A 12,603-nucleotide genomic window follows, 5' to 3' on the forward strand; every position below is an offset into this window, starting at 1 on the left:
TGCTCACGTCGGGGGTCGCGCTGGGAGTGCACGTACCGGGGCTGCTGCTCGCGTCACGGCTGCGGCCCCCCGACCGGCTCGCCGCCCGTGACCGCCTCGCGCGATGTGTTCCACCGTGATTTCCGCGCGGCGTGGGTGGGGCAGCGCATCGCCTCCGACCCGGTGCCGGCCATCTCCGCCGACGTACAGGACGCATGGGTACGCCGCTGCGAGGAGAGCGCAGTGCACACCGTGGTCGTCTTCTCCGGATTCTGGCTGAGCCTGGTCCGGCGCTTCATGGAGCGCACGGGCCGGGCCCTGCGCGTGGTCGTCTGCCATGTGGACTCGGTGGCCTCGCCGTCCTTCCGGAGGGCCGGGCCCCCACTCCCGGGTACCGAGGAGGTCTGGCTCACCTCGCGGGCGAACACCGCGCTGCCCTGGACGATCCCGGTCACCCGGGAGCCACCGCTGCCGTGGGACCGGCGTGAACCCCGCCTTCTGGTGCACGGAGGGGGGCGGGGCATGGGGACCTACCGCGACCGCGCCGCCGAGCTCGTCGACGCGTGGCATGACATCGACCTCGTCGTGCACGCCGCCGAGGAGGCCGGCCCCGCGCACGGAAGGACCGGCCGCCCGTGGGCCCTTCCGCCGGCGGACCGGCTGCTGCTCGGCGGCGTACCGGTGGACGGACCCGGCGTTGCGCCGACTCGCCCCGCTCCGCGGCAGCGCGCGCACCATCCGCCGTCTAGGCCGTTCGTGCCGCTCGTCGGGACGGTGCTACTTCTCCAGCACGGTGGTGCGCGTCAGCGGCAGGTGCAGCGTCTCCCGGAAGGAGAAGAGCACCACCAGCGCCGACACCAGCCCCAGCCCCATCAGGTAGAAGCCGGGGGCCAGGGGAGTTCCGCCGAGGGAGACCAGACCGGTCGCGACGAAGGGTGCGGTGCCACCGAAGAGGACGTACGCAGCCGTGTAGCCGATGGCCGAACCACTCGCCCGCAGCTGGCCGGGGAACATCTCGACCATCGCGGGCACATTGGAGGTGCCGATCACCGCGACCAGTACGGCGAGCACCACCGTGCCGGCGATCGCGCCGCCCAGCCCCGTACCGATCAGCCAGAAGGCGGGCAAGGTGGCCACGGTGAAGCCGCCGCACGCGAACAGCAGCATCGGTTTGCGGCCGAACCGGTCACTGGCCGCGGCCATCAGCGGGCAGGCGAGGCTGTACGCGAGCATCGCCACCACGCTGGTCAGCATGGCCTGCGACTTGGTGTAGCCGACCTCTTCGGACATGTAGGCGATCATGTAGCTGCTCATCAGGTAGTACCCGACGGCGTTGGTGATGCTGTAGCCGAACAGGGTCAGTACCTGTCGGCGGCAGACCCGCCATGCCTCGCGCAGCGGTGCCTCCTGGACCACGTCGCCCTTCTCCAGCGCCCGGAAGACCGGAGTGTCCTGGATGCGGCTGCGAAGATACAGGCCGATGAGGCCGAGCGGTCCGGCCAGCAGGAACGGAATGCGCCAGCCCCAGCTGTTCAGCGCCGCGTCGTCGAGCGACGAGGTGATCAGCAGCCCGGTCAACGCACCGGCGACGGAGGCGAATCCGACGGTGAGCGGCACCACGCTGGCATAGCGGGCCCGGCGCCCCTCGGGGGCGTACTCCATGATGAACGCCGACGCCCCGGTGTATTCGCCACCCGTGGAGAAGCCCTGCATGGCTCTCAGCAGGAAGAGCAGGACCGGTGCCGCGATGCCGAGCGTCGCGTAGCTGGGCAGCAGACCGATGAGCAGGGTCGAACCGCTCATGCACAGCACGCTCAGCGCGAGCATGCGGTTGCGTCCGATGCGGTCGCCGTAGCGGCCGAAGAACGCGGCGCCGAGAGGGCGGGCGATGAAGCCGCCGGCGAAGACGGCCCATGTGGCGAGGAGGGCCGCGGTCTTGTCGTACTGGGGGAAGAAGAGCCCGGCGATGGTCGCGGACATGATGGCGTACGCGCCCGAGTCGAACCACTCCACGAAGTTGCCGATGGCCGTGGCGGTGGCCACTTTGCGGCGCACGCCCGGGGCGTCGGCGGATTCGGGTGCCGCGGACTTCGCAGGCAGGGGAGGGGACACCGGGGCGCTGCTGTCGGTCGTCATGTCCGTCCGTCCTTCCGGGGTGGTGCCGCGGTGTCGGGTCCGGCAGGGCTGAGGTCACGGGCGCGAAGAGCGGCCCGCTGGATCTTTCCGGTGGCCGAGCGGGGCAGTTCTTCGACGAACTCGATCAGGCGCGGATAGGCGAAGCGGGAGTGCGCTTCGCGGGCGAAGCGGGTGATGTCCCGTGCCAGGGCTTCGTCCGGTTCGTGGCCGGGGCTGAGCTCGATCCAGGCCTTGACGGCCTGGCCGCGCACCGGGTCGGGGACGCCGACGACTCCGGCGTCGGCGACCGCGGGGTGACCGCGCAGTACCCCCTCCACTTCGTACGGCCCCACACGGTAGCCGGACGTCTTGATGACGTCGTCGGTCCGGCCGAGGAACCAGAAGTACCCGTCCTCGTCCCTGACGGCCTGGTCCTTCGTGCGGTACCAGGTGCCGCCGAACGACTCGGCCGATGCCTCGGGTCGGTTCCAGTAGCCCAGCGGGAACTGGGGGTTGGATCCGGCGCGCAGGCAGATCTCGCCCGGCTGCCCGGCCGGCACCTCGTGGTCGTCGGCGTCCATCAGCGCCACGTCCCAACCGGGCAGCGGACGGCCCATCGAACCGGGCTTGACCGGCACGCCTGGGAAGTTGCCGAGCAACGGGTACGACTCCGTCGACCCGTAGTAGTCCAGCAGGGTGAGGCCGAACTGGGCACGGAACCACTCGATGAGATCAGGGGTGAGAGGCTCGTTCGAAGAGCACACCACCCGCAGCGACTGGGGGTGACGACTGCCCGCATCCGGGACATCCTGCATCATCTTACGCAGGAAGGTCGGGTTGACCAGGGCCGTTGTGACCTTGTTACGGGACATGGCGGCCAGCAGCCCGGCAGGGTCGAAGCCGCCGGCCGGCCGGTACACGAGGTGCACGGCGCCCGCGCGGAGGGGGCCCATCAGTTTGGCCATGGACCAGGCCCAGTCGCCGGCTCCGTAGAACACGTCGCCCGGTCGCAGATCGTGGCAGTAGCGGAATTCGTTGTGACCCAGCAGGGTGCGGTGGGCGTGCACGATGCCCTTGGCGGCGCCGGTGGTGCCCGAGGTGTAGAAGATCAGCGCCGGGTCGTCGGGCGCGGTGTCGGCCGTGGCGTACACCGGGGGCAGCGCACCGATCGCCGGGTCGTCGACGTTCACGACCGTGCCGTCGAAACCGGCGGCGCGATCGAGGGCGGAGGTCTCGGTCACCAGCACTGCGGCGCCGGAGTCGGCCAGCCGGTAGCGGATGGGTTCGTCGGCCCACAGCAGTGACATCGTCACGAGGACGGCGCCGGTGCGCAGGACGCCGAGATACGTCGCCGGGGTGTCGGGGCGCTGGGGGAGCAGCACCGCGACCCGGTCGCCCTTGCGCACGCCGAGCGCGTGCAGATGGGCGGCGATCCGCCGGGAGCGGTCCTGGATCTGCTGCCAGACGACTTCTTCGCGATGGCCGGTGTGGTCTTCGAAGACGAGTGCGAGCCGGTCGCCGGGATGGCGGTCGGCGACGTCGGCGGCCATGTTGTAGCGGTCGGGGACGGTCCACCGGTGCTCTTCGACGAGACGGCGGTAGGCGGTCTCGCCTTCGGAGGCCGCGCCGGTGTGCGGCGTGACGCTCGTGGTCATGGGGGTTCCTCTCCTGCGGACGAGGGGCGGGGACGAGTACGGCGGACTCAGCGGCGGCGGCCGGCCAGGAAGCGGGCCATCTCGCGCTGGGGCTCACCCGTCGCGTAGGCGGCGGTGTGCACCTTCTTGGCCGCCTCGATCGCGTCGTCGAGGTCCGCGTCGTCCAGTTCGCGGAGCCGCCCCTTGGTGAGGGCGACCGCGCCGGGCGGGAGTTCGGCGAGCCGGGCCGCCTCGGCCAGCGCTTCCGCCTTGACCTCGTCCTGTGCGACGAGGCGGGTGAGGAGACCGAGCCGCTCGGCCTCGGTGCCGTCGACGAGGCGGCCGCCGAGCGCGAACTCGGCGGTCTTCGCCCGGCCGAGGATGCCCCGCATGGCCCAGATGCCGGTGATGCTGGGGATGCCCGACAGCACCTCCGGCTGCCCCATCCGGACGCCGGCGTGGCCGATCCGGAAGTCGGCGAGCAGGGCGAACTGGAAACCCGAGCCCGCCGCGACACCGTTGACGGCGGCGACGACCGGCTTGTCCAGGCCGCGTACGGCGCGGAAGAGGCGGCCGAAGTCGTCGATCCACGCCTCGGCGGCCGCGTGGTCGCCAGGGTCGATCGCCGCCGTCTCGGCAAGGTCCTGGCCGGCGCAGAACGCGCGCCCGGCGCCGGTGAGAACGACCGCGCGGCAGTGCTCGTCGTCCCCCAGCGAGTCGAGCGCCGCGACCAGCCGGCTCCGCATCCCGCCGGTCCAGGCGTTGAGCTTGTCGGGACGGTTGAGGGTGACCTCGGCAACGTAGGCATCGGAGGCCGTGGCCGTCACCGGGTGGTGGGTGACGACGACGGTGCTGTTCTCGGTCATGGCGGCATGCCTTTCTGGGGACGGGCAGGGGAAGGAGGCGGCGGGGCCGCGGGGGAGCCGGGGTGACGGGCGGATGTCCGTGAGCGGGCTTCCCGTGAGCAGTCATGCAAACAGGGAGGGATGTGATCCGGCCAACACCAATCGGGACTCGCGGTGATATCGGAGCGATATGGTCCGCTCATGGAGCTCCGTCACCTGCGCTACTTCGCCGTCCTTGCCGAGGAACTGCATTTCGGCCGGGCGGCGGAACGCCTGCACATGGCCCAGCCGCCGCTGTCGCAGCGCATCCGCGACCTGGAGCGCGAACTCGGGGTGCGGCTGTTCGACCGGACTCGGCACCGCGTCCAGTTGACCGAGGCCGGGGCGCTGCTCCTCGAACATGTGCGGCCGGTACTCGCCGGGGTGGACACGGCGCGTGAGGCGATGCGCAGGATCCGTCCCGGCGAGGCAGGGGTGCTGCGGGTCGGCGTACCGCCGGACACCGGCCCGACAGTGCTGCGGACCCTCACCGCCGGATTCGCCGAACGGGTGCCCGATGTGCTGATCGACCTCCACGAACTCACCACTGACGAACAGTTGGCCCGGCTGCGCGAGGGAGAGCTGGACGCCGGGGTGGTCCGGCACCCGTCGGACACGGTGGGTCTGGAATCGGGGCCGGTGGCCCGGCGCGAACTGGGCGTCGTGCTGCGGGCGGATCATGCCGCGGCAGCGGGCGGCGGCGCGGTCCGGCTGAGAGACCTCGACGGGGCACCGCTGGTGATCTTCCCGCGGGCGATGGCGCCGCGCCTCTACGACCACATGCTCACCATCTGCCGGGACGAGGGCTTCCTCCCCGGGTCGATCAGGCACGCGCGCAATCCCAACTTCGTGCACGGGCTGGTGCTCGCGGGCCGCGGCATCCACCTCAACGAGGCCCCGGCCACACCGCTCGTCGACGGGCTGGTGTGGCGGCCGCTGGAGGGGGCGACACTCGCCTGGCTGACCTCGGTGGTCTGGGTGCCGAGCCGGCACAACGAGGCGATCGCCTCGTTCGCCGAAGCGGTCTCGGAGAGCCTCGCCGAGGCCGGCCACCACATCGCGGACACGGCTTCGGGCGGATGACGCACGGCGGCGGCTGCCCGGCCGCCGGGCGCCCGTGAACGGTGTGCGCGTGCGCCGCAACGGCCCGGACCGGAGCGCGGGTCCATGGCCCCGGTGAGCGCCGGCCGGAGCCACGACCCGCCCCGGACACTACGGCTCACTCGGCCCGGCGGCCCTCACCCTCGTCCTCCTGACGACCCCCGACGGCCTCGGGGAGCCGGTGCGGGCCGGCCCGGAGACCTCCCGCCGGACCAGCGGCGGCCTCGCCTCGTGAGGGTTGCCCGGCTCGTGGTCCCGGGCAGGAACCCCCGGCTGCGGCCGCTCGGCGTACACGTACCGGCTGAAGGGTGCCCCGGGGTCGGTGCTCCCGTCGTGCGCATACTCACCGGGCGTCCAGAGCGCGCCGCCGGAGCCTGAGCCGTCGCAACCGAGGTCCTCGACGCGGATGTTCAGGCGCGACCGGGACCGGACCGTGGTTGCCGCCCACGGGACCGGGCCGGTCGGCGCCGCCGGACACCGAGCCCGTCCGCGTGGCGCCGAACCGGCGCGGGCGCCGTCCGGCCCAGGTGCCTCACGCGCGTCCCGGAGGCCGCCCCGCGTCCTGCTTCGAACCGTCGGAACCCTGCCGGGCGACGGTCTCGCCGCGGATGACACGAGGCACCCCGGCTTCCCCCTCGGCGCCCTGCGTCTCCTTCATGGCCTTGGCCTCGGCCTTGAGGATACGGGCCGACTTGCCCGCCGAACGGGCGAGCTCGGGAAGCTTCTTGGCGCCCAGGACGAGTACGACCACGATCAGGATGATCGCGAGCTCGCTGATTCCGAACATCAGTCGTCGCCGCCCTCGTCCTCGTCGTCGCCCTCGAAGAAGTCCCCTACCTCGTCGATGACTTCGGCGGCGACCATGCCGCCGACGACGCCGACCGCCAGCCCGGCCGCGCCTGCGGCGATCGCCGTGCCCATACCCGGGCCGGAGCGACGGCCGCCGTCGTGATGGTGCTCCTCGTCATGGCCGTGACCGTGACCGTGACCGTGGCCGTGGTTCCCGGCGTACGGATCGGCGTGTCCGTACACGGAGGCCGCCGCGTACGACGACTGGTGCCCGACCAACTGCCGCAGCCAGTCGTCGACGAGCGCCCGCCAGTCCTGGTGGGGGACTCCGTCGTGCGCGACCGTGAACCGGGTGAGGGTGTCGTGTCCGCCGGAGAAGAGCCCGCCGCGCTTGTCGGCCTCCAGGACCACGTCCATGCCGCCCGGAGTGGCGAGGAACGTCACCTCGATCTCGCTGACCGTGTGCGCGTACTGCGGCGACGGGGCCAGCTCGATCTCCTGGTAGAAGGGGAGCTGCTGGTTGGTGCCGCCGATGCGGCCGTACTCCAGATCTGCGGACTTGAAGCCGAAGCCGAGCTGCCCGAACGCTTCGAGGATCGCCTCCTGCACCGGCAGCGGGCCCACGGCGAGCTGATCGAGGTCGCCCTTGTCCTTGGCCCCGGCCACCGACAGTTCGGTGCGTACGCCGAGGACGATGCCCAGGCCCTGCCCGTGGAGCTCGGTGATCGGCGTCTCCCACGGCAGCACGACCGTGAACGGCACGCCGCGCCGCTCGCCCTCGGACAGCCGGAAGCCGCCGCCGACGGTGAATCGGTCGAAGACGACGACGCCTTCCTGTTCCCCCTCCTCGTGTTCGGCCTCCACCCGCGCGACGAGTTCCAGCGTGATGTGCTCGATGTCGTAGCCGGAGCTGCCGCCCTCCAGCTGGACATGGCCCGACAGGAGGCCGCCGGGGACGGCCGCCCCGGCAGTGAGGACGGTGTCGACGGTGGGGCCGCCCACACCGAGTGAGCCGAGCAGTCGTTTGAACACCATGGAGGCGTTCACTCCCTTACATGCGTACGAGGTTGCGGGGGTGTCCGGAAACATCAGGACGAACAGCCACGCTCTACAGGCGTGTAGAAGCATAGGGCCGGCGGCGTGGCTTCGAGAGCAGCATGGGCCCGGAGGGCGGGAAAGTCCGAAAAAGATCGCCCAGGCGGTCCGGGCAGCCGCTTGACGAGCGCGTTTTGCCGTGCTTTTACCGTGACCCCGCCGAGTCACCGGTCATCGCGACGACTCGGGATCCCCCGGCCACCCGAACGGCGTTCACTCACGAAGCGGCGGTTCGGCCGCGTCCCCGCCCAGGAGTTCGCGCAGCAGACGAGTCGTGGGCAGGGCGTCGTGGAGGTACACGTATTCGCGCCGGAGCTCGACGACAGCGACCATGGTGCGCAGCGTGTCCACCGCGTCCTCCCGTTTCCCGGCGTGGTGCTGGGCCTGGGCCAGCAGGCCCAGGTGGAGGGGCAGACGGATGCGCGTGCCGCTCAACCGCAACTCGGCCAGCGAGTCCCTCATTTCGGCGATCCCCTCACCCCGTCCGGAGTGCGTGAGGGCCCAGCCCAGCGGTAGCCGGAGCATCGTCTTCCAGTAGTGCAGGCTGTGCTCGACGGCCAGACCGATGCCCTCGGCGCTGGAGGATCGAGCCGTCTCCACATCGCCTTCCCACGCGGCCACGACCGAGTTGATGTAGAGCGCGTGGATCCGGTCCCAGGGCCTGCTGCCGTACCGAGTCAGCCGCAGCAGACTCCGACGCTGCTCGGCGGCCGTGTCGCGGTCGTTCAGCAGCCATCGGGCCAGGACGCCGTAGCAACGGAAGTAGACGCGCGGGTCGGACTGGTACGTCCGTTCCGGGAGCCGCCCCTCACGGGAGAACCGGTCCGCGAGCCCGACGCCGTGCTCCAGTTCCTTGAGCGCCTCGGGCAGCCGGCCGCGGACGAACAACACGGTTCCCTCACCGTACGCCGCGCCGAGCCGTGCCGCCGGCTCGTCGGTCCGCTCCGCGATGTCCCTCAGCAGGACCGCCAGTTGCCTCGACTCGTCGTAGCAGCCGCGGACCAGAAGCGACGCGCCGAGCATCGACAGGACCCCCGGGTCGTGGGACGTGCTCGCGTCGATCGCCCGGCCCCGGCTGAACTCCGCCTCGGCCTCGGTGTCGCCGAACCCGCGTACGTGGGCAAGCAGTTGACCGAGCTCCAGGTGCAGCCGGTGCTCCAGTTCGCCGGCGGAGGCGTCGTCCGGGAGCAATCGGACGATGCGGACCGCGCGGCGCAGCCACATCTCACGGTCGTCCGAGGCCAGACGGAGCTCCGCGTTCTCGGCCGCGCGCAGCAGCCAGGGCAGTACGCGCTGCGCGGGCATGACGCCCCTGGCGTGCCAGGCGTGGTGGGCGACGCGCTCGGCCTCCTCGGGCGTGCCCCCTCCGCGCACCCGTGAGGACAGGGCCTCGGCGTACCGGGCGTGCAGCCGCTCGCGCGTCTCGTCGGTCAGCTCGCCGGTGAGCACCTCCTGCCCCTGAGGACAGCCGAAGCGCAACCGGCCGGGGCGGTTGGGATCCGGGGCGAGCAGCCCGTACCGGATCGCCGACTCCACGATCGCGAGGGCCGAATTGCTGTCGGTCGCACGGCACAGCGCATCCGTTTCGATATCGGGTGCGACGACCGCGCACAGGCGGAGCAGCTGCAGAAACGGTTCCGGCAGCATGGCGAATTCCTGGCGCAGGACCTTGCGCGCATAGGCCGTGACGAGGGTGAGGAGTTCGTCCGTGGCACCGGAATCGCGCAGATCCCTGGCGTCACCGAGATAGGAGAGCATCTGCAGGACGAAGTACGGGCTTCCCGTGCCGTGGCGGTGCAGTGCGTCGACGACCCGCTCGTCGACGCCGGGTCCGGCCTGCGCGTCGACGAGCGCGGCGACGTCCGAACGGGCCAGCCCGGTGAGCCGGAGGGTCTGCGTGTTGGGCCCCTTGAGCACCTCGGTCATCACCCGGAACCGCGAGCCGTCCGGCCATGTCTCCAGATCCCAGCCGGTCAGAACGATACTGAGGCACTGGCCCTGGCGGCGTGCGGCGAGCAGGCGGAGGACCTCCAGCGAGACGGTGTCCGCCCAGTGCACGTCCTCCAGCAGCAGCACCAGCGGGCGCTGTGCGGCCAGAGCGAGCAGGATCTCGCAGAGGGCGTCGTGGATGCGGAAGGGGCCCTGGGAGCCGTCCGGCTCCCGGCTGTGCTCGCCGGTCGGCTCGGCCTTCCGCAGGCCGGGCATCAGAGGGGAGAGCAACGCCGCGAAGGGCGCCGCGGCGGCCCGGAAGGAGTCCGGCCGTGCGGCCGACAGCAGACGCAGCACCTGCGTCCAGAGCCAGTACGGCGGGACGCCCTCCCCCGAGAAGCAGTTGCCTCGGATCGTCTCGATGTCCCCGTCCGCGTCCTGAAGGCGCTGGACGAGTTCCATCACGAGGTGGGTCTTGCCGAGTCCGGAGGAGCCGAACACGCAGGCGAGATGGCCACGGCCGTCGGCGGCGCCGCCCGTCGCGGTGACCAGGCGCCACAGCTCCCGGTCGCGGCCGGCCAGCAGCGGTGCCGGTCCGGGCTTCCGGGGGGCCGGCTCGTAGGAGATGGGCCGGGCCCCGGGTGTGCGGCTCTGCCCTGTCGGCCCGTCCGCACCGGGGCGGGCCGCGGTCGCTCCGGTCCCGGAGGCCGCCCCGGACATCGGCGTGACCTCGACGGGGATCGCCGTTCCGAGGTGCCTGCCGAGATCGCGGGCCCCGGACGGGAGCCGGGGCCCCGGCGCGCCGGGTGCCTCCTGGTCGCCGAGCTCCTGTCTCAGGAGCGCGATGTGGAGCCGCTGGAGTTCGGCGGTCGTGTCCACGCCGTACTCCTCGACCAGATGGCCCCGCGTCCATTCGTACACCTCCAGCGCCTCCGCCTGGCGGCCCGTCCGGAACAGAGCGGTCATCAGATGGCCCACCAGGCGCTCCCGCGCCGGATGCTGACGCACCTCCCGTTCCAGTTCGGTCACCACCTCCGCGGGCCTTCCCAGGGCGAGCGCGGCCTCGGCGGACGCCTCCAGCGCGGTGAGGCGGACCTGCTCCAGCCGGGTGCCCTCGTCGGCGAGCGGCTGATGGGCGACGAACTCCGCGTACGGAGCGCCGCGCCACAGGGCGAGCGCCCGGGTGAGCCGGTCGCGGGCGGCAAGCGGATCCCGAGCCAGTAATTGCTGTCCCGAGGAAGCGAGTTGCTCGAACCGGTGGACATCGACCTGGTCCGGCGGCAACTGGAGGACGTACCCGGGGGCCAGGTACCGGAGGACGGACGAGCCGCCGGGCCCGGCCGCCGGGGCCAACGACCGGCGCAGATGCGAGATATGGCTCTGCAAGGTGGCAACCGCCCGCTGCGGGGGATCGTCCCGCCAGAGCCCCTCGACGAGAGCCGCGGTGGGGACGACCCGGCCCAGTCTTATGAGCAGCAGAGCCAGGAGCGCCCGTCGGCGCGGCGGTCCGAGCGGGACCTCGCGCCCCCCGTACCGCGCAGACATGGGCCCCAGGACCTGGAGTACCGGCCCGGAGAGGGCCGGTGACGGGGGAGGCGTCGGTGCGCTCCGTATCTGACGTACAGGCATATGGGGCCCCATTCGTTCTCACGCTTGAGACTCGTCCGGCCAATTGATCCTAGAACAGCAGGTGTTCCGCCAGGGGAATAGCATCCGCCGGATGGCCGGTATGCGATCAAAAACTCTCTCGGATATATCCACGGCACCGGCAAGTGATCGGCAAGCGAATGGCAAGGGTCCGGGCAAGGTCTGAGGCCGGACATCAGAATTCTGGCCAGTGTGCTGCAAGGGGAGTGACGCAGCATGTTCGGATACGGCGCCGCCAGTGGCGTGGGCCGACCGGCGCGGATCATGGAGGCGTAACGGTGTTTGCGGTTCTCTTCCCGGGGCAGGGGGCGCAGTTCCGGGGCATGGGTGCGGATGTCTTCGGCCGCTATCCCGGCATCACACGGTATGCCTGTGACCTCCTGGGCTATGACCTCGTCGCCCTCTGCCGCGACAATCCGGACGACGTGCTCTCGCGGACGGAGTGCACGCAGCCGGCTCTCTACACCGTCAACGCGCTGCACGGGTTCGAGCGCGAGCGCCGCGAGGACCGGCGTGCCGACTACTACCTCGGACACAGCCTCGGGGAGTACAACGCGCTCCTGGCCGCCGGGGTCTTCGACTTCGAGACGGGGCTCCGGCTCGTCAAGAAGCGCGGCGAGCTCATGGCCGCGGCGACGGGCGGCGGGATGACGGCCGTCATGGACACCCCGCCCGCGCGCCTGCTCGGTGTCCTGGCGGAGGACGGCGTCGAGGGAGTCGATCTGGCGGCCTTCAACACCGATGTCCAGGTCGTGATCGCCGGCAGCGACCCGGTACTGCGCGCGGCTCACGCCTCGCTGAAGGAGAGGGGTATCCGTTTCGCCCCGCTACGGGTCGGTGCGGCTTTTCACTCCCGCCACATGGAACCCGTCCGCGCCGAGTTCGAGAGATTTCTCGCCGGGTTCACGTTCGCGGAGCCCGGAACGGATGTGATCTCCAACGTGAGCGGGCTCCCTCACGAGAGATCGTCGATCCCGTCCATGCTGAGCAGACAGCTCGTCGAGCCGGTTCGATGGGCCGACAGCATCCGCCATCTCCTCTCCCGGGACGCGGGGTTGGAGTGCGAGGAGGTGGGCGGCCAGTCCCTTCTTCGCATGGTGAGGAGTCTGATGAAATCCGATACCCGCAACCATTTCAGTGAAAGCATGGTGTGAGACATGGATCGAGCGGGGCGCATAAAGAAACTGATCGAAGACCAGTTTCTCGTGGAATTCGACGACGAACTGACGGCCGCGAGCGATCTTTTCAAGGCCGGGGTGATGGACTCCTTCGGATACGTTCAGCTCCTGAGTGCCCTCGAGAGCGACTTCAAGCTCGAAATGACGGACGAGGAGTTCATCGCGAACGTCTTCACCTCGCTCGATGCCATCGATGCCTTCGTGGCAAAAAAAATCGCCGAGCGCGACGACCACTGAAGCAAGGAGACCCCG

The 12,603-nt window shown here is 70.9% G+C and carries 10 protein-coding genes; 3 read left to right on the top strand and 7 right to left on the bottom strand.

The window, feature by feature from the left end:
* Window positions 1–53: 53 nt before the first annotated feature.
* From ACIOMQ_RS17585 to ACIOMQ_RS17600, 4 genes are all read right to left on the bottom strand, one after another.
* Entirely contained in the window at window positions 54–434 is a 381-nt protein-coding gene (locus ACIOMQ_RS17585; RefSeq protein ID WP_401756611.1) for a hypothetical protein, read from the bottom strand.
* A gap of 322 nt (window positions 435–756) precedes the next feature.
* On the bottom strand, window positions 757–2,115 hold the full coding sequence (locus tag ACIOMQ_RS17590; protein ID WP_362198226.1) for an MFS transporter: 1,359 nt from the start codon (window positions 2,113–2,115) through the stop codon (window positions 757–759).
* Window positions 2,112–3,749, bottom strand: a complete 1,638-nt coding sequence (locus tag ACIOMQ_RS17595) for an AMP-binding protein (protein WP_362198229.1) — start codon at window positions 3,747–3,749, stop codon at window positions 2,112–2,114. The genes ACIOMQ_RS17590 and ACIOMQ_RS17595 overlap by 4 nt, the downstream gene beginning before the upstream one ends.
* A 47-nt stretch (window positions 3,750–3,796) precedes the next feature.
* Window positions 3,797–4,594 carry an enoyl-CoA hydratase/isomerase family protein gene (locus ACIOMQ_RS17600; RefSeq protein ID WP_362198233.1) on the bottom strand — a complete coding sequence of 266 codons (798 nt, stop codon included), beginning with the start codon at window positions 4,592–4,594 and terminating at the stop codon, window positions 3,797–3,799.
* 180 nt (window positions 4,595–4,774) lie between these two features.
* On the opposite strand from ACIOMQ_RS17600, the gene ACIOMQ_RS17605 reads away from it, so the two are divergent.
* A complete protein-coding gene (locus ACIOMQ_RS17605; protein ID WP_362198236.1) occupies window positions 4,775–5,695 on the top strand; it encodes a LysR substrate-binding domain-containing protein in 921 nt (306 codons plus the stop codon).
* Window positions 5,696–6,245: 550 nt separating this feature from the next.
* Here the strand turns inward: ACIOMQ_RS17605 and ACIOMQ_RS17610 are convergent.
* The 3 genes from ACIOMQ_RS17610 to ACIOMQ_RS17620 all read right to left on the bottom strand — a co-directional run bounded on the left by ACIOMQ_RS17610 (window position 6,246) and on the right by ACIOMQ_RS17620 (window position 11,071).
* Window positions 6,246–6,500: a twin-arginine translocase TatA/TatE family subunit gene (locus tag ACIOMQ_RS17610; protein WP_362198239.1), complete on the bottom strand. Its 255-nt coding sequence runs from the start codon at window positions 6,498–6,500 to the stop codon at window positions 6,246–6,248.
* A complete protein-coding gene (locus tag ACIOMQ_RS17615) occupies window positions 6,500–7,537 on the bottom strand; it encodes a sporulation protein (RefSeq protein ID WP_402189415.1) in 1,038 nt (345 codons plus the stop codon). Before ACIOMQ_RS17615 ends, ACIOMQ_RS17610 begins: the two co-directional genes overlap by 1 nt.
* 273 nt (window positions 7,538–7,810) lie before the next feature.
* Window positions 7,811–11,071 (bottom strand): BTAD domain-containing putative transcriptional regulator, encoded by a 3,261-nt coding sequence (locus tag ACIOMQ_RS17620; protein ID WP_362198245.1) that lies wholly within the window; start codon window positions 11,069–11,071, stop codon window positions 7,811–7,813.
* A gap of 380 nt (window positions 11,072–11,451) precedes the next feature.
* Between ACIOMQ_RS17620 and ACIOMQ_RS17625 the strand changes: the two genes are divergently transcribed.
* Window positions 11,452–12,327, top strand: coding sequence for an ACP S-malonyltransferase (locus ACIOMQ_RS17625; RefSeq protein WP_402127837.1), 876 nt, complete (start codon window positions 11,452–11,454; stop codon window positions 12,325–12,327).
* A 3-nt stretch (window positions 12,328–12,330) separates the two neighbouring features.
* Entirely contained in the window at window positions 12,331–12,588 is a 258-nt protein-coding gene (locus tag ACIOMQ_RS17630) for a phosphopantetheine-binding protein (protein ID WP_362198251.1), read from the top strand.
* Window positions 12,589–12,603 lie beyond the last annotated feature (15 nt).

The organism is Streptomyces sp. NPDC087845 (assembly GCF_044742755.1).
GTDB lineage: Bacteria > Actinomycetota > Actinomycetes > Streptomycetales > Streptomycetaceae > Streptomyces.

Excerpts from the sequence above, each read along its gene's own strand:
- ACIOMQ_RS17590 (WP_362198226.1), bottom strand. The coding sequence starts at position 2,115 with ATGACGACCGACAGCAGCGCCCCGGTGTCCCCTCCCCTGCCTGCGAAG.
- ACIOMQ_RS17595 (WP_362198229.1), bottom strand. The coding sequence starts at position 3,749 with ATGACCACGAGCGTCACGCCGCACACCGGCGCGGCCTCCGAAGGCGAG.
- ACIOMQ_RS17600 (WP_362198233.1), bottom strand. The coding sequence starts at position 4,594 with ATGACCGAGAACAGCACCGTCGTCGTCACCCACCACCCGGTGACGGCC.
- ACIOMQ_RS17605 (WP_362198236.1), top strand. The coding sequence starts at position 4,775 with ATGGAGCTCCGTCACCTGCGCTACTTCGCCGTCCTTGCCGAGGAACTG.
- ACIOMQ_RS17610 (WP_362198239.1), bottom strand. The coding sequence starts at position 6,500 with ATGTTCGGAATCAGCGAGCTCGCGATCATCCTGATCGTGGTCGTACTC.
- ACIOMQ_RS17615 (WP_402189415.1), bottom strand. The coding sequence starts at position 7,537 with ATGGTGTTCAAACGACTGCTCGGCTCACTCGGTGTGGGCGGCCCCACC.
- ACIOMQ_RS17620 (WP_362198245.1), bottom strand. The coding sequence starts at position 11,071 with ATGTCTGCGCGGTACGGGGGGCGCGAGGTCCCGCTCGGACCGCCGCGC.
- ACIOMQ_RS17630 (WP_362198251.1), top strand. The coding sequence starts at position 12,331 with ATGGATCGAGCGGGGCGCATAAAGAAACTGATCGAAGACCAGTTTCTC.